Source organism: Streptomyces sp. NPDC028289, assembly GCF_055565975.1.
Genome location: NZ_JBVHTI010000003.1, coordinates 1,004,711 through 1,026,144, shown reverse-complemented (window position 1 = coordinate 1,026,144; position 21,434 = coordinate 1,004,711). Strand labels below are relative to the sequence as shown.

The window sequence follows — 21,434 nt, the reverse complement described above, 5'->3', positions numbered from 1 at the left end:
CGGGGGTCACCCGTTATCCGATTTTGACATGGTGACACGTCTGGTTGGAGCAATCCCAATGGCAGGATGCCGTAAACCCACGAGGTCGCGACACCCGAAGGTGTGTGTTTCCGTCGACCCATCGGCATCTCGACATATCAGACACATCGGTATATCGGCTTGTCCTACCCACTGCCGGAGGAACCCACCATGACCGCAGGCTCCACCCGTCGTACCACCGCCTCGCGCTCCCAGATTGCCGCGTTCGGTGCGATCGCGGTCGCAGGCGCCCTGATCCTCACCGGCTGCGGTGACCAGACGGACAAGGGCGGCGACAACAGCTCCTCCTCGACGTCCTCGGCCCCGCTGGCGAGCAAGCTGCCGGACAGCATTCGCAAGGCCGGTGTGATCAAGGTGGGCTCGGACATCGCCTACCCGCCGGTCGAGTACATGGAGAACGGCAAGGCCGTCGGTGTCGACCCGGACATCGCGGACGCGCTGGGCAAGCAGCTGGGCGTGAAGTTCGAGTTCCAGAACGGCAAGTTCGACAACCTGATCGTTGGCCTCCAGGCCAACCGCTTCAACGTGATCATGTCGGCGATGAACGACACCAAGGACCGCCAGAACGGCATCGACTCCGACACCGGCAAGAAGGTCGGCAGCGGCGTCGACTTCGTCGACTACTTCACCGCCGGCACCTCGATCCTGGTCCAGAAGGGCAACCCGAAGGGCATCAAGTCCCTGGACGACCTGTGCGGCAAGGTCGTGGCCCTGCAGAAGGGCACCACGTCCGAGGGGATCGCCAAGGCGCAGAGCCAGAAGTGTACGAAGGACGGCAACAAGGCCATCGACCTCCAGACCTTCGACACCGACCCCGAGGCGCTGCTCCGCCTGAAGCAGGGCGCCTCCGTCGCCGACCTGAACGACTTCCCGGTGGCCGCCTACAACGCCAAGACGTCGGGCGGCGGCAAGGACTTCGAGGTGGTCGGCGAGCAGATCGAGGCCGGCCCGTACGGCATCGCGGTCAGCAAGGAGAACACCCAGCTGCGCGACGCGCTCCAGGCCGCCATGGCCGCCATCATCAAGAGCGGCGACTACCAGAAGATCCTGGAGAAGTGGAACGTCACGCAGGGTGCGGTCACCGAGGCCAAGACCAACGGCGGCTCCTGAGCACCTGGGCACGACTGAAGGGCCGTCACTGTGACTGACACGGTCGACAAGACTCCGGCGCCGTCCGTGCCGCCGGAGCAGATCAAGGCCATCCCGGTGCGCCACTACGGGCGATGGGTGTCCGGCGTCGTGGTCATCGCCCTCGTGGTGCTGATCGGGATCGCCTTCTCCAACGCGAAGATCAACTACAGCGTCATCCCCGACTACCTCTTCGACCAGGGCATCGTCTCCGGCGCCTGGACCACGCTCTACATCTCGGTGCTGGCCATGGTGCTCGGCGTCGCGCTCGGCGTGATCCTCGCGGTGATGCGGCTGTCGTCGAACCCGGTCACCAGCACGGTCTCCTGGTTCTACATCTGGTTCTTCCGCGGCACCCCGGTCCTGGTACAGCTGCTGCTCTGGTACAACATCGCGCTCGTCTTCCCCATCCTGAACCTGGGGTTCTACAAGGACGAGATGAACCAGGTGATGACGCCGGTCCTCACCGCCCTGCTGGGGCTCGGCCTGAACGAGGCCGCGTACATGTCGGAGATCGTCCGCGCCGGCATCCAGTCGGTCGACGAGGGGCAGACCGAGGCCTCGCACGCGCTGGGCATGACCCAGGGCCAGACGCTGCGCCGGGTGATCCTGCCGCAGGCGATGCGGGTGATCATCCCGCCGACCGGCAACGAGTTCATCAACATGCTGAAGACCTCGTCGCTGGCCTACGCGGTCCAGCTCCCCGAGCTGATCAAGAAGGCCACGGACATCTCCAGCACCTCGCTGGCGGTGGTCGAGATGTACTTCGTCGCGTGCATCTGGTACCTGTTCCTGACCACGATCTTCAGCATCGTCCAGTACTACATCGAACGCCGTTACGCCCGGGGCTCCTCGCGCAACCTCCCGCCCACCCCGCTGCAGCGGCTGCGGAAGAATCTGTCCCAGTGGGGTTCGTTCCGTCGCCCGGAGGTGGCCCGATGAGCTCTCTCGCCAAGGACATCACCCCGCCGAGCAGCGGCGCCCCGATGGTCAAGGCCGAGGGCGTGCACAAGTCGTTCGGGCTGTCGCACATCCTCAAGGGCATCGACCTGGAGGTGCTGCCCCGCGAGGTGTTCTGCCTGATCGGCCCGTCCGGTTCCGGCAAGTCCACGTTCCTGCGGTGCATCAACCACCTCGAGAAGATCAGCGCCGGCCGGCTGTACGTCGACGGCCACCTGGTCGGCTACCGCCAGCACGGCGACAAGCTCTACGAGCTGAAGGAGAAGGAGGTCGCGGCGCAGCGGCGGGACATCGGCATGGTGTTCCAGCGCTTCAACCTCTTCCCGCACATGACGGCCCTGGAGAACGTCATGGAGGCGCCGGTCCAGGTCAAGCGCGAGTCGAAGGCGTCGGCCCGGGAGCGGGCGCAGCGCCTGCTCGACCGGGTCGGTCTCGGCGACCGCACCGGGCACTACCCGGCGCAGCTCTCCGGCGGCCAGCAGCAGCGCGTCGCGATCGCCCGCGCGCTCGCCATGCAGCCGAAGCTGATGCTCTTCGACGAGCCGACCTCCGCGCTCGACCCGGAGCTGGTCGGCGAGGTCCTGGACGTGATGCGGGACCTGGCCGAGGACGGCATGACGATGATCGTCGTCACGCACGAGATGGGCTTCGCCCGCGAGGTCGGCGACAGCCTGGTCTTCATGGACGACGGCGTGGTGGTCGAGTCCGGCCACCCGCGCGACGTCCTGGGCAACCCTCAGCACGACCGGACGAAGTCGTTCCTGTCGAAGGTGCTGTAGCGGTACGGCGGCATGACGCGAAAGGGGCGGTACGAGGTCGCTCGTACCGCCCCTTCGGTCTGTCTACTTGAGGGCGAGCAACAGCGTGTCCGACGGCGAGCACCACACCGCCCGCGCCTCCCCGAACCCCTTCTCGCGCAGCACGCGCGCGTGCCACGCGGCCGAGGGCACGTCGCCGTCCGCGTGCTCCCCGTAGATCTCGAACCGCCGGGCGGTGGGCCCGGCCAGCACCGGGTCCTGCGCCGCCAGCTGCCACCACTCGGCCCAGTCCAGCGCCCCCGCAGCCTTGGCCTGATCCATACCCCGATGCCGCTGCTCCCGTTCTGCGGCGTTGATCCGGGGCGTGCTGTCGTCGATCATGTGGTCCGCGTTCATGAAGACACCGCCGTCGCGGACGAGTTCCGCGACCTGACCGTAGAGGGCCGCGAGGGGTTCGCTGTGCAGCCAGTGCAGGGCCGTGGCGGTCAGGACGGCGTCGTACGAGTCGTACGGCAGCCGCGCGGTCCACTCCGGGTCCGTGAGGTCGGCGGTGACGAGCGTGACCCGGTCGTCACCCGCGAAGGTGCCCTCGGCGATGGCGAGGAGGGCCGGGTCGAGGTCGACCCCGGTACTCACCGCGTCCGGGAAGCGGGCGAGCAGCCGGGCGGTGATGCTGCCGGTGCCGCACGCGAGGTCGAGGACCCGGGGTGCCGTACCGACCAGCGCCTCCACCATGTCGAGCATGATCCGGAACCGCTCCTCGCGGTCCGGCATGTACCACTCCTGCTGCCGGTCCCAGCTCTCCTGCCAGGCCCCCCAGTCGGCCCCGGTCGTGGTCGTCGGCGCGTCCGTCATGGCAACCCTCCACCGCACAAGTCCCGTAATACCCTGGAAGCACGACCGTCTGTTACCCGACCGCACGACCGACCATAGAGTGCCCGCGTAAGGACTACAAGTGGAACTGGCCTATTACTCGGATTACGCCGTCCGGCTCGTCAACAGCGAGGAGCCGGCCCGGGGCAAGGACTCACTGACCTCGGTCGAGGCCGTCCGCGACCTGTTCGGCGGCAACCGGCAGGCCGCCCGGCGCGCCACCGAGGCCGACCTCACCCGCTTCCGCTCGGTCCGGGCCCGGCTGCGCGCGGTCTTCGAAGCGGCCGACAAGGGCGAGGAGACCCTCGCCGTGGACCTGCTGAACTCACTCCTGCTGGAGTTCCCGGTGAGCCCGCAGATCTCCGGGCACGACTTCCGGGACGAGGACGGCCGTCCGCTGTGGCACATGCACCTGGCGGACCACCCGTCCAACGCCACCGCCGGCTACACCGCGATCGCGGCGATGGGCCTGGCCTTCCACCTCACCGAGTACGGCGTCGACCGCCTCGGCCTGTGCGAGGCGGCGCCGTGCCGCAACGCCTACCTCGACACCTCGACCAACCGCTCCCGGCGCTACTGCTCGGACCGCTGCGCGACCCGCGCCAACGTGGCCGCCTACCGGGCCCGCAAACGCCTGGAGGCGGAACGCCCCGACCCGCCCGCGCGGTCGGCCAGCACCGGCCTGGCGGCCGAGAGCGCCCAGCGCACCAGCGCCAGCGGCGAGCGCTGACCGGCCCGCAACGGCCGCCAGCGGAACAGGGCCCGGCCGAGGATCAGCTCCTCCGGCACGGTCCCGTAGTCCGTACTGTCCCCGCCCGCGTACGCGTTGTCCCCGAGCACCCACCAGCCGCCCTCGCGCAGCTCCACGGCCCGCTTGACGACCAGCAGGTCCTGCTGGAAAGGGTGACGCAGGACGACGACGTCACCGGCCCGCACCCGCGCCCCGTACCGCACCAGGAGCTGATCCCCCTGGTACAGCGTGGGCACCATGGACGGGCCGGTCACCTCGGCCACTCCGAAGAGCGCGGCGCCCCTTCCCCGCTCGGTCTCCTGCGACAGCTCCGGCATCCCCGGCACCTCCCCGGTCCGTTCCTCCACCAGTCTCAGTCTGACCCTGGACTTTTGTCCTAAGCCCATGGGGGCACTCGCGAAATCAGGCTTCCCAGGGAGTAATGTCCCACCTGAGAAGACGATCACGAGGAAGGAATGCTCCATGCTTTCCCGCCTGTTTGCCCCCAAGGTCAAGGTCAGCGCGCACTGCGACCTGCCCTGCGGTGTGTACGACCCGGCCCAGGCCCGCATCGAGGCGGAGTCGGTGAAGGCCGTGCAGGAGAAGATGGCCGCCAACGACGACCCGCACTTCCAGGCGCGCGCCACCGTCATCAAGGAGCAGCGTGCCGAGCTTGCCAAGCACCACGTCTCGGTGCTCTGGAGCGACTACTTCAAGCCCCCGCACTTCGAGAAGTACCCCCAGCTGCACCAGCTGGTGAACGACACCCTGAAGGCCCTGTCCGCCGCCAAGGCGTCCACGGACCCGAAGACCGGCGAGAAGGCCCTGGAGCTCATCGCCGAGATCGACAAGATCTTCTGGGAGACCAAGAAGGCCTGACCCGCACCCTTACCGGTTGCCAAGGCCTTCATGGACCGCATCCGGCCCGACGGACCGCCGTTCACGGTGTTCCGGAGGGTCCGGGTGCGGTCTTTTTTCGCCGGCGACGGCCTACGACGCGGCGGCCAGCTCCTTGAGCGGCTCACCGGTCAGCCGGCAGATCCGCCACTCGTCCAGGAACTCCGCCCCGAGCGACCGGTAGAAGCCGATCGCCGGCTCGTTCCAGGCCAGCACCCACCACTCGAAGCGCTCGAAGCCGCTGCGCAGGCAGAGCGCGGCGAGGGCGGCGAGCAGGGCCCGGCCGTGGCCGCCGCCGCGGGCCTCGGGGCGTACGTAGAGGTCCTCCAGGTGCATGCCCCGGGTTCCGGTCCAGGTCGAGAAGCGCGGGAACCAGAGCGCGTAGCCCACGAGTCCCCCCGTGGTCTCGTCCTCGGCCACCAGCGCGTAGGCCGCCGGGTGGGGACCGAACAGCGCCTCACGGAGCTGCTCCCCGGTGGCCCGGGCCTGCTCCACGGCCCGTTCGTACGCGGCGAGTTCGCGGATCATGGCACGGATCTCGGGGACGTCGTTCTCGGTGGCGGCGCGGATCATGCAAGGGATCATCGGTCACCGGGCCGAACCATGTCCATCCGGTCACGCCCGCTCCCCCCAGCGTCGCGCCTGCCGCGTACGGCCGTTCGCGAGCGCAATCCCGATCATGAACTCCGCCACGGGTGGGCCGGCCGGCTCCGACGGGCCGGTTTTCCGCCAAGTCGGCGGGCCCGCACGGGGGTTGCGGGGGGGCACGAGGAAGGGCCGGTCGGAGGTCCGACCGGCCCCTGGCACGCGACGGGCGCTACTGCCCGCCGTGGTCGTCGTCCTCGCCCGCCTCCAGCAGGCCGGCCGCCGCACCCACGATCCGCGGGTCCGGGCTGCCGACGACCTCCTCGTCCTTGTCGGCGTAGTCGAAGCGGGCCAGCACGCTGCGCATGGCCTCGACCCGGGCCCGCTTCTTGTCGTTGCTCTTCACCACGGTCCAGGGCGCGTACTCGGTGTCCGTCTCGCGGAACATCGCGACCTTCGCGGCCGTGTAGGTGTCCCAGAGATCCAGCGAGGCCAGATCCATCGGGCTGAGCTTCCACTGCCGTACCGGGTCGACCTGGCGGATGGTGAAGCGGGTCCGCTGCTCGCCCTGCGAGACCGAGAACCAGAACTTCACCAGGTCCACCCCGTCGTCCACCAGCATCCGCTCGAACAGCGGGGCCTGGCGCATGAAGCGCCGGTACTGGTCGTCCGAGCAGAAGCCCATGACCCGCTCGACGCCGGCCCGGTTGTACCAGGAACGGTCGAACATCACGATCTCGCCGGCGGTCGGCAGGTGCTCGACGTAGCGCTGGAAGTACCACTGACCGCTCTCGCGCTCCGTGGGCTTCTCCAGGGCCACCACCCGCGCGCCACGGGGGTTCAGGTGCTCCGTGAAGCGCTTGATGGTGCCGCCCTTGCCGGCCGCGTCCCGGCCCTCGAAGACGATGACGATCCGGCGTCCCGTCTCCTTGATCCAGGTCTGCAGCTTCAGCAGCTCGATCTGCTGGAGCCGCTTGTGCCACTCGTACTCCTTGCGCTCCATGCGCTGCGCGTACGGGTAGTTCTCCCGCCAGGTGTCGATCGGGGATCCGTCCGGGCGGATGAGTACGGGGTCGTCCGGGTCGCTGTAGTCGACCTTCAGGTCGGCCAGGTCGGACAGCAGGTCCGGCGTCGTCATCCAGTCCTCCTCAGCGGCTTGGTGGGTGTCCGTGGATCAGTGGAACTGCGGCACGATCAGGTAGATGCTGTACGCCACCACCGCCACGCAGGCGAGGAAGCACAGCCCTGCCTGCGCGACACCGACGGCGCTGGTGCCGCCCTGCTCCTTGGCTCCCTCGTGGCGGGCGAGCCCGAGGACGCCGAGGGCGAAGACGACCACCACTGCGAATGTAACTCCGATGCTCACCGCGGTGACCTGGCCGAGTGCGGTCCAGTCGATGTTCATGGGAACTCCCTCACTCAGGCGGCGGTGCCGACGTGGGACGGGGGCGTGGTGCGGATGGCGACCTCGTGGCCGTCGTTCACGTTCTTGGCGTCGATCGGGTTGCGGCGCGACAGCACGACGATGCCGGCCGCGAGCGCGGCACCGACCAGCGCGACCACGACCGTGCCGAAGTTGCCGCCGTGCTTGACCGCGTACGCGGAGATGCCGCCGACCAGCGCGGCGCAGGGCAGCGTGATCACCCAGGCGGCCACCATGCGGCCGGCGACGCCCCAGCGGACCTCGGCGAGCCGTCGGCCGACGCCCGCGCCGAGGATGGAACCGGAGGCGACCTGCGTGGTGGACAGCGCGAAGCCCATGTGGGCGGAGGTGAGGATGACGGCCGTGGAGGCGGTCTCCGCCGCGAAGCCCTGCGGGGACTGGATCTCGGTCAGGCCCTTGCCCATGGTGCGGATGATCCGCCAGCCGCCGATGTAGGTGCCGAGGGCGATGGCGAGACCGGCGGTGAAGACGACCCAGACCGGCGGGCCGGCGTCGGCCGGGAGGGCGCCGACGGAGATCAGGGTCAGGGTGATGATGCCCATGGTCTTCTGGGCGTCGTTGGTGCCGTGCGCGAGCGAGACCAGCGAGGCCGAGCCGATCTGCCCGAGCCGGAACCCCTTGCTCACGGAGTCCGCGCGGCCGCGGGCGGTGAGCTTGTAGGCGCAGTACGTCGCGATCAGCGCGGCGACGCCCGCCACCACCGGCGAGGCGAACGCCGGGATGATGATCTTCTCGACGACTTTGTCGAAGTTGACCGCGCCGGAGCCCGCGCCGACCAGCACGGCTCCGATCAGCCCGCCGAACAGGGCGTGCGAGGAACTGGACGGCAGCCCGACCAGCCACGTCATCAGATTCCACAGGATCGCCCCGACCAGACCGGCGAAGATCATCGCCGGGGTCACCTTGGCGTCGTTCACGATGCCGCCGGAGATCGTCTTGGCGACCTCCGTGGAGAGGAAGGCTCCGACCAGGTTCAGTACGCCGCTGATCAGAACCGCTGTCTTCGGCTTGAGCGCGCCGGTCGCGATGGACGTGGCCATCGCGTTCGCCGTGTCGTGAAACCCGTTGGTGAAGTCGAACGCAAGAGCGGTGACGATCACGACCGCCACGAGGAACGTGATGTGGTCCATTCCTTTATGCAAACAAGCGCGGGCCAATTACGCGAGAACCGGAGGGAAACTCACGTCCAAGAACAAAGCCCCACTGTGTGTGCGATGTGCATGCCATGCTGGATGGGTGACCCTCCTGGAGGACCTGAGGCGGCTGCGCCGGGCGCGCGACCGCATGGACCGCGAGTACGCCGAGCCGCTCGACATGGCCGAACTCGCCCGTACCGCCCTCATGTCCCCCGGTCACTTCCAGCGCAGTTTCCGCAAGGCCTTCGGGGAGACGCCGTACAGCTACCTCATGACCCGGCGGGTCGAGCGGGCCAAGGCGCTGCTGCGCCGGGGCGACCTGACGGTGACCGAGGTGTGCATGGCGGTCGGCTGTACGTCGCTGGGGTCCTTCAGCTCGCGGTTCACCGAGCTGGTCGGGGAGACGCCGAGCTCGTACCGGGCGCGGGACCACGAGGAGAGCACGGTCATCCCGTCCTGCGTGGCCCGTACGTTCACCCGGCCGCGCCGCCGGCCGTACTGACCTCGCCGGTCCGACCGCACGCGCCTGCGAGCGTTTCCTCCTAGCCTGACCTCATGGACGTGAAGATGGACGTAAAACTCGCGCAGTGTTTCATCGCCGTCGACGACCACGACAAGGCGCTGGCCTTCTACCGTGACGTTCTCGGCCTGGAGGTCCACAACGACGTGGAGTTCGAGGGGATGCGGTGGGTGACCGTCGGGTCGCCGCAGCAGCCGGGCGTGGAGATCGTGCTGGAGCCGCCGGGCGCCAACCCGGACGCCTCCCCCGCCGACCGGCAGGCCATGGCCGAACTGCTCGCCAAGGGCATGCTGCGCGGGGTGATCTTCTCCACCACCGACTGCGACGCGCTGTACGAGCGGGTGCGGGAGTACGGCGGTGATGTGATCCAGGAGCCCATGGACCAGCACTGGGGCGTGCGGGACTGCGCGTTCCGGGACCCGGCGGGGAACCTGCTGCGCTTCACGGAGCGCCGGGTGACCGATTAGCGCACTTACGATCACCTTATGAGCATCCGCTGGACGTACGCCTTCGCCGACCGCCCCGCCGCGCACCTCGCCACCGCCCAGGCGTTCTGGACCGCCGTCACCGGCACCTTCCTCTCCGCACCCCGAGGCGGGAACGACGAGTTCGTGACGCTGCTGCCGAGCTCCGGGGTCGACGCCTGCGTCAAGCTCCAGGGCGTCGAGTCGGGCCCCGGCGGAGCCCACCTGGACCTCTGCGTCGAGGACGTGCCGGGGCTCGTGAAGCGGGCCAGGGAACTCGGCGCCGAGCCGGTCGCCGAGCACGACGGGTGGGCCGTCCTGCGCTCGCCGGCCGGGCAGTCGTGGTGCGCCGTGCCCTGGCACGGGGAGTCGGTACGGCCGCCGGTCGTGGCGGGCAGCCGGCTCGACCAGGTCAGCCTGGACATCCCACCGTCCGCGTACGAGACGGAGACCGCGTTCTGGGCGGAGCTGACCGGCTGGGAGCTGCTGACCGGTGCGTTGCCGGAGTTCCGGGTGCTCAGGCAGCCGGCCGGCCTGCCGGTACGGATCCTGCTCCAGCGGCTGGACGACGAACAGCCCGCCGCCGCCCACCTCGACCTGGCCTGCGCGGACATCCCGGCGACCCGCGCCCGGCACGAGGAACTCGGCGCCGTGCACGTGGCAGACGGACGCCACTGGACGGTGATGCGCGACCCTGCGGGCGGCGTCTACTGCCTCACCGGCCGCGACCCGGAGACCGGCGGCCTACCGGGCCGAGGCTAGAGGCTGGGGCTGAGGGGTGGAGGCTAGGCGGCCGGGGGCCCGGCCCAGGGCTCCACGTCCACCACGGCCGTGGCCGGTATCGGTCCGTACACGTGCGGGAACTCCTCGCCGCCCGGCTCCGGGGCCTCCCACTTCACCGGGACGCCGACCCGGGCCGGATCCACGACCAGCACCACCAGTTCGTCCGGGCCGTCGTAGGAGCCGTACAGGAAGGCCGCGATGCGCGGGAGTTGGTCTCGGGTGGAGCAGTGGATGAAGCCCTCCTCCTGGAGGGTGCGGCCGCGGGTGGACAGCTCGTAGCGGCCGCGCGCGCGGGCCTCTTCCCAGAGAGAGCGTTCGGTGATGTGCAGGATGTTCGGGAGTGCGGTCATGCGCTCACGCTACGGTCCCCGCCCGGCGGCCCCGGGCGGCGGGGGCCCGGGTGGTGACGCCTTCTGCGGGCCGGGCGGCCCGGTGTGCTCGCCGCAGTGGGGGTTGCGGCAAGGGCCGGGGCCCCAGACCGGAACCCAGGCACCCAGCGTCTTGCGCCGCCCCACCACACGCTCGACGGGCTGTCCGCAGACGGGACAGACCTGTTCCTGGCTGTCCATGCCCCCAGCGTAGGCCTGGCCCGGCAGCCGCGCCCGTCGCCCGTCGCCCGTCGCCCGTCGCCGAGCAGGAAACGCCACGGCGGGAATCGGCGAGCCCCGCACACCGTGGGGATGTGCGGGACCCGTCGGGCCGGAGCCCCCGGGGAGCCGTGCGGGGTCAGGAGCCGCGCGGTCCCGGGGGCTCCGGGGTCTTCACCTGCTGCGCCGGGTCACGAACTCGGCGAGCGCGAGCAGGCCGCCGGCCGCCTCCGGGCCGGGCACGGCACGGGCGAGCTCCTGCATCGCCCGGGCCATCCGGTCGGCCGCCTCGGACTGCGCCCAGTCCCGGCCGCCCGCCCGCTCCACGGCCAGCGCGGTCCGCGCGATCTCGTCGGCGTCGGCCCGCACATGGGGTTCGGCGTACAGCGCGGCGAGGTCGGCGGCGGCCGGGGTGCCGGAGGTGAGGGCCGCGACGACCGGCAGGGACTTCTTGCGGGCCGCCAGGTCCGCGCCTGCCGGCTTGCCGGTGCGCCGGGGGTCACCCCATATCCCGATGACGTCGTCGATCAGCTGGAAGGCCAGCCCGGCCTGGCGGCCGAAGCCGTCGAGCGCCGCCACCTCCGCGGCTCCCGCCCCCGCGTACAGCGCGCCCAGGGCGCAGGCGCAGCCGAGCAGCGCCCCGGTCTTGGCCTCGGCCATGGCGAGCACCTCGTCGAGAGTGACCTCGTCGGGTGCCCGGTCCTCCATGGCCGTGTCCGCGTGTTGTCCCGCGCACAGTTCGAGGACGCAGTCCGCGAGCCGGGCGGCGGCCGCCGCGGACGCCGGGTGCGGGTCCTCGGCGAGCACCCGGAAGGCCAGCGTCTGGAGGGCGTCCCCGGCGAGGATCGCGTCCGCGTCGCCGAACACGGTCCACGCGGTGGGCCGGTGCCTGCGGGAGGTGTCCCGGTCCATGACGTCGTCGTGCAGCAGGGTGAAGTTGTGCACCAGCTCCACGGCGGCCGCGGCCCGTAGGGCGGCCGCGCGGGCCGCCGGCCCGCCGAGCGCGTCGGCGGCGGCGAGGACCAGCGCGGGCCGGATGGCCTTCCCCGCGTTGCCGTCCGCCGGGGTGCCGTCCGCGTGCTCCCAGCCGAAGTGGTAACGCGCGATCCGCCGCATCGAACCGGGCAACGACGCCACGGCGGTGCGCAGTTCGGGGTCGACGGACGCCCGGACACGCTCCAGTACGGCGGCGGCCTCTGCCCCGTCGACCGACTCCGACCCCCCCGGCGGCAGCCGCGTGGCACGCTGCTGGCGCTCCGTCACGAACTCGGCCATGGCCTCCCCCTCGCGGAGTGCGCGTACGGTGGCGTCTCCGCCCCGCCTCGGCACGTACCCCGAGGATGTACCCGCCCCGGAGGGCGGGGACACGGCCACCAAGTGCGGAAACGTCACCTCCAGCGGCCGATCTCGACGTTCTCCAGCACACCGAGGGCGTCCGGGACCAGCACGGCGGCCGAGTAGTAGGCCGTGACCAGGTAACTGATGATGGCCTGCTCGTTGATGCCCATGAAGCGGACCGAGAGGCTCGGCTCGATCTCGTCGGGGATCCCGGCCTGCCGCAGTCCGATGACGCCCTGGTTGTCCTCGCCGGTACGCATGGCGATGATCGAGGTGGTCCGGGCCTCGGTGACCGGGATCTTGTTGCAGGGGTAGATCGGGACCCCGCGCCAGGTCGGGATGCGGTTGCCGCCGATCTCGACGGTCTCCGGGACCAGCCCGCGCTTGTTGAGCTCGCGGCCGAAGGCGGCGATCGCGCGCGGGTGGGCGAGGAAGAGCTTGGTGCCCCGCCGGCGGCTGAGCAGCTCGTCCATGTCGTCCGGGCTGGGCACGCCGTCGTGCGGCTGCAGCCGCTGGTCGTACTGGCAGTTGCTGAGCAGGCCGAACTCCCGGTTGTTGATGAGCTCGTGCTCCTGGCGCTCCTTCAACGCCTCGACGGTGAGCCGCAACTGGTGCTCGGTCTGGTTCATCGGCTGGTTGTAGAGGTCGGCCACGCGGGTGTGGATGCGCAGCACGGTCTGCGCGATGCTCAGCTCGTACTCACGCGGCCGGGCCTCGTAGTCGACGAAGGTGTGCGGGATGTCGGGCTCGCCGCTGTGGCCGGCCGCGAGGGCGACCTCCTTCTCGCCGTACTTGTTGGTGCGCTGCTCGGGGATCGCGCGCAGCTGCTGAAGGTGCTCGCGCAGTGAGTCGGCCCGCTCGGCGACCTGCTCGAAGTCCTGCCGGGACAGGGTCAGCACGGTGCAGGCCGTGTCCGCGCGGGCGGTGTACTCCCAGATGGCGTCCGGGTCGATCAGACCCTGCTCGCCGAAGTAGGCGCCGTCGGCGAGGACACCGAGGACCGCGTCGTCGCCGTAGGGGCCGGTGCCGATCTTCTCGACGCGGCCGTGGGCCAGCAGGTGGACCTCGTCCGTCCCGTTGCCGAACGAGGCGATGACCTCGCCCGGGGCGAAGTCGCGCTGGCGGCAGCGCTGGGCCAGCTCGGCCAGCACCTCCTCGTCCTCGTACGACCGCAGGACGGGCAGCTCGCCCAGCTCCGCGGGGATGACCTCGACACGGTCGCCGGTCTTCAGGAAGGTGATACGGCCGTCGCCGACCGTGTAGGTGAGCCGCCGGTTCACCCGGTACGTGCCGCCCTGGACATCGACCCAGGGCAGCGTCCGCAGCAGCCAGCGGGAGCTGATCTCCTGCATCTGGGGCGCGGACTTGGTCGTGGTGGCCAGGTTCCGCGCTGCCGCCGTGTCCAGAGACTGCTGCGGCTTGCCCTGATCCGTGCGGACCTCTTCGCCTACCGACATAAGGAAATGCCCTCCCATACCTGCGCGGGCGCCGAACTGCCCACGCATCGGTCTCACGGGCCACCCTGTCATCACGGAGCGTGCCGGGACCATTACCCGAAAGAGCGGGAATAGATCATCGCACTACTGGGCATGCCGACATATCTCCTCATCTACCACTCCCCGATATGGCGACTTGTCCGGATTGACTCGCACGAGATCCGAACAAGCCCGAACAGGGCTGGCCCGGTAAGCCCGACTTCGGTAGAAAGCCCGGAAGACTCGGAAGGTCCGGTTGGTTCAGATGCGAAGGAGGCGGTCATGGCCCCACCCATGTCCGCGGACGCCTTCCTCGACGCGTTGCGGGACGAGGGCGTCACGGTCGTCGAGGTCGGCGACTGGAGAGACCACAACCGGAACCACAAGGGCCCCTGGGGCCCCGTGCACGGCGTGATGATCCACCACACGGTGACCCAGGGCACCGAACCCACGGTCCGGATCTGCCGCGACGGCCACCCCGACCTCCCCGGCCCGCTGTGCCACGGCGTCATCACCAAGGACGGCACGGTCCATCTCGTCGGCTACGGCCGCGCCAACCACGCGGGGCCGGGCGACGACGACGTGCTGCGCGCGGTGATCGCCGAGAAGGGGCTGCCCCCGGACAACGAGGCGAACACCGACGGCAACCGGCACTTCTACGGCTTCGAGTGCGAGAACCTGGGCGACGGCGAGGACCCCTGGCCCGAGGCCCAGCTGGAGGCGATCGAGAAGGTGGCCGCGGCGGTGTGCCGGCGGCACGGCTGGTCGGAGCGGTCGGTGATCGGGCACCTGGAGTGGCAGCCGGGAAAGGTGGACCCGCGCGGTTTCCCGATGTCCTGGCTGCGCGAGCGCGTCCAGGAGCGGCTGAGGTGAGCCCGCACCGGTACCCCGGGCGACAATGACGACGTGACCAGCGCCGACATACTCGCCCCCCGGCTCCCCTCCCCGCTGCAGGAGGTTACCGACGACCGCTTCGCCCGGCACGGCGTCCGTCTCCTCCTCAAGCGGGACGACCTGATCCACCCGGAGCTGATCGGCAACAAGTGGCGCAAGCTGGTCCCGAACATCGAGGCGGCGGCCGGCCGGCCCGTCCTCACCTTCGGCGGGGCCTACTCCAACCACCTGCGCGCGACGGCCGCCGCGGGCCGTCTCCTCGGCTTTCCGACGGTGGGCGTGGTACGGGGCGAGGAGCTGGCCACCCGGCCGCTCAATCCGTCGCTGGCGCGGTGTGCGGCCGACGGGATGCGGCTGCACTTCGTCGACAGGTCGACGTACCGCCGCAAGGCCGAGCCGGAGGTGCTGGCCGGTCTGCTGCGGGCGGCGGGGGCCGAGGACGCGTACGTGGTGCCGGAGGGCGGCAGCAACGCGGCCGCGGTACACGGCTGCCGGGCGCTCGGCGCGGAGCTGCGGGGGCGGGCCGACGTGGTGGCGATCGCCTGCGGGACCGGGGGCACGCTGGCCGGGCTGGCCGCCGGACTGGGGACCGGGCAGCGGGCGTTGGGGGTACCGGCGCTGAGGGGCGGGTTCCTGGAGGGCGAGACGGTGCGGTTGCAGGCGGAGGCGTTCGGGGGGCGGCGCGGCCGGTGGTCGCTCGACGAGCGGTTCCACTTCGGCGGGTACGGGCGTACGACACCGGAACTCGACGCATTCGCGGAGGACTTCGAGGAACGGCACGGGGTGCGGGTGGAGCGGCTGTATGTCGCCAAGTTGCTGTACGGACTTGTCGAGCTGGCGCGGGAGGGCGGCCTGGGGCGGGACGTGGCCGTGGCGGCGGTGCTGACAGCCTGACAGGCGGCGGTGCCGACGTCCTGATCGAGCCGGCCCGCGGACCGCCTTCCGGATGTCACTCGGCCTCCCGGTACGCCGCCGCCTCCTCCAGGTCCAGCCGACGCAGCAGGGTGCGCAGCATCTCGTCGTCGATGTAGCGGTGGTCGCGGAGCCGGACGAAGACCGTGCGCTCGGCGCTGATCATCTCGCGGGAGAGGCGGCGGTAGGTGTCGTCGACCGACTCGCCGGTGACCGGGTTGGTCTGGCCCAGGCGTTCCCAGACGGCGTTGCGGCGGCGCTCCAGGACCGTGCGGAGGCGGTCGGCCAGCGGTGGCGGGAGTTCGTTGCGGTCGTCGGAGAGGAGTTCTTCGAGGCGGGCCTCGGCCGCGCGGGAGGCCTGGGCCTGGGCGTTCGCCTCGGCGAGGGTCTCGGCCTGGGCGTCGCGGGCGGGGAACTTCATCAGACGGATCAGCGGGGCCAGGCTCAGACCCTGCACCACGAGGGTGCCGATGACCGTCGTGAAGGTCAGGAACAGGATCAGGTTGCGCTGCGGGAAGGGGGCGCCGCCGTGCACGGTGAGCGGGATCGAGAAGGCGATGGCCAGCGAGACCACGCCCCGCATGGCCGCCCAGGCGGTGACCGCCGGACTTCTCCAGGTGGGGTTGTCCTCCCGCTCCCGGATCCGCCGGGAGAGCAGCCGCGGCAGGAACGCCGCCGGGTATATCCACACGAACCGGGCCGCCACCACGACCAGGAAGAGGGCGAACGCGTACCAGGCGGCGTCGATGCCCTCGTATGCGCCGAGGCCCTTGAGGACGACCGGCAGCTGCAGTCCGATCAGCGCGAAGACCGCCGACTCCAGCAGGAAGGCCACCATGCGCCATACGGCCTCCTCCTGGAGGCGGGTGGCGAAGTCGACCTCCCAGGCACGGTGGCCGAGGTAGAGGGCGACCACGACGACCGCCAGCACGCCGGAGGCGTGGAACTGCTCGGCGACGCTGTACGCGACGAACGGGATCAGCAGCGACAGCGTGTTCTGAAGCAGGGGCTCCTTCAGATGCAGGCGCAGCCAGTGGATCGGCACCATCAGCACCACGCCGACGATCACACCGCCGAACGCGGCCAGGAGGAACTCCCCGATGCCGTGGGCCCAGGAGGCACCCTCCCCGATGGCGGCCGCGACGGCCACGCGGTAGGCGGTGATCGCCGTGGCGTCGTTCAGCAGGGACTCGCCCTGCAGGATGGTGGTGAGCCGGGACGGCAGCCCCACCCGGCGGGCGATCGCGGCGGCCGCGACCGCGTCCGTGGGCGCCACGACCGCGCCCAGCGCGAGCGCCGCGGGCAGCGGCAGCCCCGGCACGATCACGTAGGCGGCCCAGCCGACGACGAACGTCGCGAAGAGCACGTACCCCACCGAGAGCAGCGCCACCGGCCGCATGTTCGCCCGCAGGTCGAGGTACGAGCTCTCGGTGCCCTCCTTGTACAGCAGCGGGGGCAGCACCAGCGGCAGCACGATGTCCGGGTCGAGGGTGTAGTCGGGGACCCCGGGCACGTACGACACCACCAGGCCGACCGCGACCAGCAGCAGCGGCGCCGGCACCGGAGTGCGCCGGGCCGCACCGGCGATCGCGGCGCTCCCCGCCACCAGCAACAGCAGTGGCATCACGTCCATGGTCTTCGCCCGCCCTCTTTTTCCGCGCGGCCACCCGCACGCCCGTCGTAATCTGGCAATCATGAAACAGTGCACGCACCGCGACGCGCTGCCGCACCCGGAACCCGAGCCACGTAACGAGACCTGCCCGGAGTGTCTCGCCAAGGGCTGGCACCCGGTGCAGCTGCGGCTCTGTCTGACCTGTGGCCATGTCGCCTGCTGCGACTCGTCGCCCGGAAGACATGCGACGAGCCACCACGAATCGTCCGGTCACCCGATAATGCGGACGTTCGAGCCCGGCGAGGACTGGCGCTGGTGCTTCGTCGACCACGTGCTCGTGTGACACTGCACTACAGCCGCTGAAGACGACAACGGCGACGGTTCGACGGCTCGACGTCGGGGTACGTCAACCCGGCGCGCGCTCTTCCCAATTGAGCAAGACAGACCTCTAGACACGGAGCGTATTCACAGGTTTACTGTGAGTGACGCCAGGGGGTTGGGGTCCCGGGGACAGAAAAGTTCGGAGCGCGGTAGCGTCACCGCTGAACCACGTAGTGCGTTACCCCGGGGGGCGACCCTCGGCCCCGAAATGCTTGTACCACCATGGAGGTGAGGGTGTCCCAGATCGCAGGCGAGCCCGCGACCCAGGACTTCGTGGAAGTCCGGCTGCCGGCTGCGGGTGCCTACCTGTCGGTGCTGCGCACGGCCACGGCCGGTCTCGCCGCCCGCTTGGACTTCACCCTGGACGAGATCGAGGATCTGCGCATCGCGGTCGACGAGGCCTGCGCGATCCTGCTCCAGCAGGCCGTTCCCGGCTCGGTGCTCAGCTGTGTCTTCCGCCTCGTCGACGACTCGCTGGAGGTCACGGTCTCCGCTCCGACCACGGACGGCCACGCCCCCTCGCGCGACACTTTCGCCTGGACCGTGCTCTCGGCCCTGGCGGGCAAGGTCTCGTCGGCCGTCGACGAGGACAAGACCGTGTCGATCAGCCTCTACAAACAGCGCGGCGCGGGACCCGGGCCGGCGTGAGGAACGGGGACGGGCCGGTGCGGGACGAAGAGCGCGGCGCACGGGAGCTGCCGGCCGGGGGCGAAGGCCCTGGGACCGGCTCCCGCCGCATGGCTGACGGCATCGACGGCATCCCGGAACAGGCCAGGCCGCACCCGGAGGACCCCTCCGCGCAGGCCGGTCTGGAGGGTGCCGTGCAGAGCGCGCCCCAGGAAGGGCGGAACGGGGTCGCGGCCCCGCACCGAGCCGGGGCGAAGGCTCGCGGAAGGGCGACGGGCGGGACGATGAGCGAGCACGAGCGATACGCCGAGGACGAGGCGCTGGCCGCGGAGGTAGTGCAGGCGACCCGGCACGAGCCTCAGGACCGCAGCGGCGCGCGCGCCCTGTTCGTCGAGCTGCGCGGACTCAAGGAGGGCAGCGCCGAGTACGCGGAGCTGCGCAATCGGCTGGTCCGGATGCATCTGCCGCTCGTGGAGCACCTCGCCCGCCGGTTCCGCAACCGCGGCGAGCCGCTGGACGACCTCACCCAGGTCGCCACCATCGGCCTGATCAAGTCGGTCGACCGGTTCGACCCGGACCGGGGCGTGGAGTTCTCGACGTACGCCACCCCGACCGTGGTCGGCGAGATCAAGCGCCACTTCCGCGACAAGGGCTGGGCCGTCCGCGTCCCGCGCCGCCTCCAGGAGCTGCGCCTCGCGCTCACCACCGCCACGGCGGAGCTGTCCCAGCAGCACGGCCGCTCCCCCACGGTGCACGAGCTGGCCGAGAAGCTCGCGATCTCGGAGGAGGAGGTCCTGGAGGGCCTGGAGTCGGCCAACGCCTACTCCACGCTGTCCCTGGACGTCCCCGACACCGACGACGAGTCGCCCGCGGTCGCCGACACCCTCGGCGCGGAGGACGAGGCCCTGGAGGGCGTCGAGTACCGCGAGTCCCTCAAGCCCCTCCTGGAAGACCTCCCGCCCCGCGAGAAGCGGATCCTTCTCCTCCGCTTCTTCGGCAACATGACCCAGTCCCAGATCGCCCAGGAGGTCGGCATCAGCCAGATGCACGTCTCACGGCTGCTGGCGAGGACTCTGGCCCAGCTGCGGGAGAAGTTGCTCGTCGAGGAGTAAAGCGCCCCCGAAGGGGTGCTGGGGGAGGAACTGCGCGGCCAGCCCCCACCGCCCCGCAGATCAGCTACTGCGCCCGGGCCCCTTGATCCCAAGGGCCTGGGTGGTAGCGGAGTTCACCAGCAGCACCAGCGAGGCCACAGCCACCACGGCGAGAACAATTCCCACCGGAATCGCCACACTGTCGGCCTGCAGCAGGTTGTACGCCACCGGCAACGCCATGATCTGCGTGATCACCGCCGGCCCCCGGCTCCAGCTCTTCCGCCGCAGCAGCCCCCGCGCAGCGATCAGCGGCAGCAGCGCCAGCACGATCACGGTGACACCCCCGGTGATCGCCTGGCCCCGGTCGTCCGGATCCCCGGTGAACCCGAGCACGGCCAGCCACACCCCGCCGACCAACAGGGCGAGCCCTTCGAGCCCGACCAGCGCGGCAGCGTACGTCAGCCGCGGCGGACGGGGCGACTCGGTTCCGTCGGTCTTCTCAGCCGTAGGTGCTTCACTCACCCCAGCAGGGTAGCCCTCGGCTGACACACGTAAGTGTTGAGGCTCACGCCCCTATCTCTTACCGGATCCCTAACTCGGTCTGGGATCGGTACTTTCCAGTAGGTACGCTGCAATCCATGCGTGCACTTCTCGTGGTCAATCCGGCGGCAACCACCACAAGCGCACGTAGGCGCGATGTCCTCATCCACGCGCTCGCGAGCGAAGTGAAGCTGGAGGCGGTCACCACCGAGTACCGCGGCCACGCCCGTGACCTCGCGCGGCTCGCGGCGGAGAGCGACGACATCGACCTCGTCGTGGCACTCGGCGGCGACGGCACGGTCAACGAGGTGGTCAACGGTCTGCTCCACAACGGACCCGACCCGGACCGGCTTCCCGGCCTCGCCGTGGTCCCCGGCGGCTCCACCAACGTCTTCGCCCGCGCCCTCGGCCTGCCCAACGACCCGGTCGAGGCCACCGGCGACCTGCTGGACGCACTGCGCGAGAAACGCGAGCGCTTCGTCGGCCTCGGCCTGACCGCCGGCACGCCCGGCACCGAGGACGAGGCGGTCCCGGCCCGCTGGTTCACCTTCAACGCGGGACTCGGCTTCGACGCGGGTGTGGTCGGCCGGGTCGAGCAGCAGCGCGAACTCGGTAAGAAATCCACGCACGCGCTGTACGTTCGTCAGGTCGTCCGGCAATTCCTCGGTGAACAGCACCGCCGGCACGGAACGATCACTCTGGAGCGGGCCGGCGCCGACCCGATCAATGATCTTGTCGTGGCGATAGTCTGCAACACCTCGCCCTGGACGTATCTCGGCAATCGCCCGATGTACACGTCACCTAAGGCCTCGTTCGATAAGGGCATCGACGTCCTCGGTCTCAGCCGCCTCTCGACCGCCGCCGCTGCCCGGTATGGCACACAGTTGCTCACTTCGTCCCCCGAGCGCGGCCCCCACGGCAAGCATGCGGTCTCACTGCACGACCTGGACCAGTTCACCTTGCATTCGAAGGTGCCCCTCCCCCTCCAGATGGACGGCGACCACCTAGGACTGCGTACGAGCGTGACGTTCACAGGCGTACGCAGTGCACTGCGTGTGATTGTGTGAGCGGAACGGGCTAAAGTCCTTTCACTCGAACGTTTAGGCCAGGATCCACCCCATGGAAGTACGGCTGTGACCCAGTCGACACCGAGGAATCAAAAAAAACTTTCCGGAAGGGGTTGTATCCGTCGCTGAGGTTTGCGAGGCTCTACGTGGCGGTCGGGACAGCCCGCAACACCGGCGTCCACTGATCACCGGAATCCCACTTCAACTCACAGGACCCCTGCCAGGGAACCTGGCGGTCGGCCCTTCACTTGTTGAGGGATTCGTGAAAGCGTTCACATTCACAAGCAACGTGCATGTAATACCAAGGAGAGGTAGCAGCCATGGACTGGCGTCACAACGCCGTTTGCCGCGAGGAAGACCCCGAGCTCTTCTTCCCCATCGGCAACACTGGTCCTGCGCTGCTGCAGATCGAGGAAGCCAAGGCCGTCTGCCGGCGCTGCCCCGTTATGGATCAGTGTCTGCAGTGGGCGCTCGAGTCCGGTCAGGACTCCGGCGTCTGGGGTGGTCTCAGCGAGGACGAGCGTCGCGCGATGAAGCGCCGTGCCGCCCGCAACCGGGCCCGTCAGGCCACCGCCTGACAGTCCCACCCCTGG

General features: G+C 70.1%; 26 protein-coding genes. 15 read left to right on the top strand and 11 right to left on the bottom strand.

Features of this window, described 5'->3' with window-relative positions; all coding sequences use genetic code 11:
* Window positions 1-189: 189 nt before the first annotated feature.
* The 3 genes from ACZ4UV_RS18805 to ACZ4UV_RS18795 are packed head-to-tail and all read left to right on the top strand — an operon-like array spanning window position 190 to window position 2,906.
* Window positions 190-1,149 carry an ABC transporter substrate-binding protein gene (locus tag ACZ4UV_RS18805; RefSeq protein WP_451021218.1) on the top strand — a complete coding sequence of 320 codons (960 nt, stop codon included), beginning with the start codon at window positions 190-192 and terminating at the stop codon, window positions 1,147-1,149.
* A gap of 30 nt (window positions 1,150-1,179) precedes the next feature.
* A complete protein-coding gene (locus ACZ4UV_RS18800; RefSeq protein WP_390048869.1) occupies window positions 1,180-2,109 on the top strand; it encodes an amino acid ABC transporter permease in 930 nt (309 codons plus the stop codon).
* Window positions 2,106-2,906 carry an amino acid ABC transporter ATP-binding protein gene (locus ACZ4UV_RS18795; RefSeq protein WP_351500700.1) on the top strand — a complete coding sequence of 267 codons (801 nt, stop codon included), beginning with the start codon at window positions 2,106-2,108 and terminating at the stop codon, window positions 2,904-2,906. Before ACZ4UV_RS18800 ends, ACZ4UV_RS18795 begins: the two co-directional genes overlap by 4 nt.
* Window positions 2,907-2,969: 63 nt before the next feature.
* On the opposite strand, the gene ACZ4UV_RS18790 is transcribed toward ACZ4UV_RS18795, so the two are convergent.
* On the bottom strand, window positions 2,970-3,740 hold the full coding sequence (locus tag ACZ4UV_RS18790; protein WP_451021219.1) for a class I SAM-dependent methyltransferase: 771 nt from the start codon (window positions 3,738-3,740) through the stop codon (window positions 2,970-2,972).
* 100 nt (window positions 3,741-3,840) lie between these two features.
* Here ACZ4UV_RS18790 and ACZ4UV_RS18785 point away from each other — a divergent pair, with 100 nt between their 5' ends.
* Window positions 3,841-4,488, top strand: coding sequence for a CGNR zinc finger domain-containing protein (locus ACZ4UV_RS18785; protein ID WP_451021220.1), 648 nt, complete (start codon window positions 3,841-3,843; stop codon window positions 4,486-4,488).
* On the opposite strand, the gene sodX is transcribed toward ACZ4UV_RS18785, so the two are convergent.
* Window positions 4,374-4,826, bottom strand: a complete 453-nt coding sequence (sodX, locus tag ACZ4UV_RS18780; protein WP_451021226.1) for a nickel-type superoxide dismutase maturation protease — start codon at window positions 4,824-4,826, stop codon at window positions 4,374-4,376. The two genes, ACZ4UV_RS18785 and sodX, sit on opposite strands and share 115 nt — an antisense overlap.
* 145 nt (window positions 4,827-4,971) lie before the next feature.
* On the opposite strand from sodX, the gene sodN reads away from it, so the two are divergent.
* On the top strand, window positions 4,972-5,367 hold the full coding sequence (gene sodN, locus ACZ4UV_RS18775) for a superoxide dismutase, Ni (RefSeq protein ID WP_020130742.1): 396 nt from the start codon (window positions 4,972-4,974) through the stop codon (window positions 5,365-5,367).
* Between the two features lie 111 nt (window positions 5,368-5,478).
* On the opposite strand, the gene ACZ4UV_RS18770 is transcribed toward sodN, so the two are convergent.
* The 4 genes from ACZ4UV_RS18770 to ACZ4UV_RS18755 all read right to left on the bottom strand — a co-directional run bounded on the left by ACZ4UV_RS18770 (window position 5,479) and on the right by ACZ4UV_RS18755 (window position 8,544).
* Entirely contained in the window at window positions 5,479-5,958 is a 480-nt protein-coding gene (locus ACZ4UV_RS18770) for a GNAT family N-acetyltransferase (RefSeq protein WP_451021221.1), read from the bottom strand.
* A gap of 244 nt (window positions 5,959-6,202) precedes the next feature.
* Window positions 6,203-7,108 carry a polyphosphate kinase 2 gene (gene ppk2, locus ACZ4UV_RS18765; protein WP_451021222.1) on the bottom strand — a complete coding sequence of 302 codons (906 nt, stop codon included), beginning with the start codon at window positions 7,106-7,108 and terminating at the stop codon, window positions 6,203-6,205.
* A gap of 36 nt (window positions 7,109-7,144) precedes the next feature.
* Complete coding sequence (locus ACZ4UV_RS18760; RefSeq protein ID WP_390048860.1) at window positions 7,145-7,375, bottom strand: hypothetical protein; 231 nt, start codon at window positions 7,373-7,375, stop codon at window positions 7,145-7,147.
* 14 nt (window positions 7,376-7,389) lie between these two features.
* Window positions 7,390-8,544: an inorganic phosphate transporter gene (locus ACZ4UV_RS18755; protein WP_451021223.1), complete on the bottom strand. Its 1,155-nt coding sequence runs from the start codon at window positions 8,542-8,544 to the stop codon at window positions 7,390-7,392.
* Window positions 8,545-8,698: 154 nt separating this feature from the next.
* Between ACZ4UV_RS18755 and ACZ4UV_RS18750 the strand changes: the two genes are divergently transcribed.
* The 3 genes from ACZ4UV_RS18750 to ACZ4UV_RS18740 all read left to right on the top strand — a co-directional run bounded on the left by ACZ4UV_RS18750 (window position 8,699) and on the right by ACZ4UV_RS18740 (window position 10,296).
* A complete protein-coding gene (locus ACZ4UV_RS18750) occupies window positions 8,699-9,052 on the top strand; it encodes a helix-turn-helix transcriptional regulator (RefSeq protein ID WP_351500719.1) in 354 nt (117 codons plus the stop codon).
* A 65-nt stretch (window positions 9,053-9,117) separates the two neighbouring features.
* Window positions 9,118-9,537: a VOC family protein gene (locus ACZ4UV_RS18745; RefSeq protein ID WP_351500717.1), complete on the top strand. Its 420-nt coding sequence runs from the start codon at window positions 9,118-9,120 to the stop codon at window positions 9,535-9,537.
* Between the two features lie 18 nt (window positions 9,538-9,555).
* Window positions 9,556-10,296 carry a VOC family protein gene (locus tag ACZ4UV_RS18740; protein WP_451021224.1) on the top strand — a complete coding sequence of 247 codons (741 nt, stop codon included), beginning with the start codon at window positions 9,556-9,558 and terminating at the stop codon, window positions 10,294-10,296.
* A 23-nt stretch (window positions 10,297-10,319) separates the two neighbouring features.
* Here the strand turns inward: ACZ4UV_RS18740 and ACZ4UV_RS18735 are convergent, their stop codons facing one another.
* From ACZ4UV_RS18735 to ACZ4UV_RS18725, 3 genes are all read right to left on the bottom strand, one after another.
* Window positions 10,320-10,667: a DUF952 domain-containing protein gene (locus ACZ4UV_RS18735; RefSeq protein ID WP_390048855.1), complete on the bottom strand. Its 348-nt coding sequence runs from the start codon at window positions 10,665-10,667 to the stop codon at window positions 10,320-10,322.
* Window positions 10,668-11,078: 411 nt separating this feature from the next.
* On the bottom strand, window positions 11,079-12,179 hold the full coding sequence (locus ACZ4UV_RS18730) for a family 2 encapsulin nanocompartment cargo protein polyprenyl transferase (RefSeq protein WP_467839034.1): 1,101 nt from the start codon (window positions 12,177-12,179) through the stop codon (window positions 11,079-11,081).
* A gap of 113 nt (window positions 12,180-12,292) precedes the next feature.
* A complete protein-coding gene (locus tag ACZ4UV_RS18725; RefSeq protein ID WP_351502264.1) occupies window positions 12,293-13,699 on the bottom strand; it encodes a family 2B encapsulin nanocompartment shell protein in 1,407 nt (468 codons plus the stop codon).
* 300 nt (window positions 13,700-13,999) lie between these two features.
* Between ACZ4UV_RS18725 and ACZ4UV_RS18720 the strand changes: the two genes are divergently transcribed.
* Entirely contained in the window at window positions 14,000-14,590 is a 591-nt protein-coding gene (locus ACZ4UV_RS18720) for an N-acetylmuramoyl-L-alanine amidase (RefSeq protein WP_451021728.1), read from the top strand.
* A 33-nt stretch (window positions 14,591-14,623) separates the two neighbouring features.
* On the top strand, window positions 14,624-15,505 hold the full coding sequence (locus ACZ4UV_RS18715; protein WP_467839030.1) for a 1-aminocyclopropane-1-carboxylate deaminase/D-cysteine desulfhydrase: 882 nt from the start codon (window positions 14,624-14,626) through the stop codon (window positions 15,503-15,505).
* A 55-nt stretch (window positions 15,506-15,560) separates the two neighbouring features.
* On the opposite strand, the gene ACZ4UV_RS18710 is transcribed toward ACZ4UV_RS18715, so the two are convergent.
* Window positions 15,561-17,156, bottom strand: coding sequence for a Na+/H+ antiporter (locus ACZ4UV_RS18710; protein ID WP_451021798.1), 1,596 nt, complete (start codon window positions 17,154-17,156; stop codon window positions 15,561-15,563).
* Between the two features lie 61 nt (window positions 17,157-17,217).
* On the opposite strand from ACZ4UV_RS18710, the gene ACZ4UV_RS18705 reads away from it, so the two are divergent.
* The 3 genes from ACZ4UV_RS18705 (at window position 17,218) to ACZ4UV_RS18695 (ending at window position 19,255) form a co-directional block, all read left to right on the top strand.
* Window positions 17,218-17,478 (top strand): UBP-type zinc finger domain-containing protein, encoded by a 261-nt coding sequence (locus ACZ4UV_RS18705; protein WP_351502256.1) that lies wholly within the window; start codon window positions 17,218-17,220, stop codon window positions 17,476-17,478.
* Window positions 17,479-17,750: 272 nt separating this feature from the next.
* On the top strand, window positions 17,751-18,164 hold the full coding sequence (locus tag ACZ4UV_RS18700) for an ATP-binding protein (RefSeq protein ID WP_004925829.1): 414 nt from the start codon (window positions 17,751-17,753) through the stop codon (window positions 18,162-18,164).
* Window positions 18,161-19,255, top strand: coding sequence for an RNA polymerase sigma factor SigF (locus tag ACZ4UV_RS18695; RefSeq protein ID WP_351502254.1), 1,095 nt, complete (start codon window positions 18,161-18,163; stop codon window positions 19,253-19,255). The genes ACZ4UV_RS18700 and ACZ4UV_RS18695 overlap by 4 nt, the downstream gene beginning before the upstream one ends.
* 60 nt (window positions 19,256-19,315) lie before the next feature.
* On the opposite strand, the gene ACZ4UV_RS18690 is transcribed toward ACZ4UV_RS18695, so the two are convergent.
* On the bottom strand, window positions 19,316-19,756 hold the full coding sequence (locus ACZ4UV_RS18690; RefSeq protein WP_451021799.1) for a hypothetical protein: 441 nt from the start codon (window positions 19,754-19,756) through the stop codon (window positions 19,316-19,318).
* A gap of 116 nt (window positions 19,757-19,872) precedes the next feature.
* On the opposite strand from ACZ4UV_RS18690, the gene ACZ4UV_RS18685 reads away from it, so the two are divergent.
* Together ACZ4UV_RS18685 and ACZ4UV_RS18680 are read left to right on the top strand one after the other, a co-directional pair.
* Complete coding sequence (locus ACZ4UV_RS18685; protein WP_351502250.1) at window positions 19,873-20,841, top strand: diacylglycerol/lipid kinase family protein; 969 nt, start codon at window positions 19,873-19,875, stop codon at window positions 20,839-20,841.
* Between the two features lie 320 nt (window positions 20,842-21,161).
* The gene (locus ACZ4UV_RS18680; protein ID WP_010353616.1) at window positions 21,162-21,419 is read left to right on the top strand and encodes a WhiB family transcriptional regulator; all 258 of its coding nucleotides are present in this window, start codon (window positions 21,162-21,164) and stop codon (window positions 21,417-21,419) included.
* Window positions 21,420-21,434: the final 15 nt, after the last annotated feature.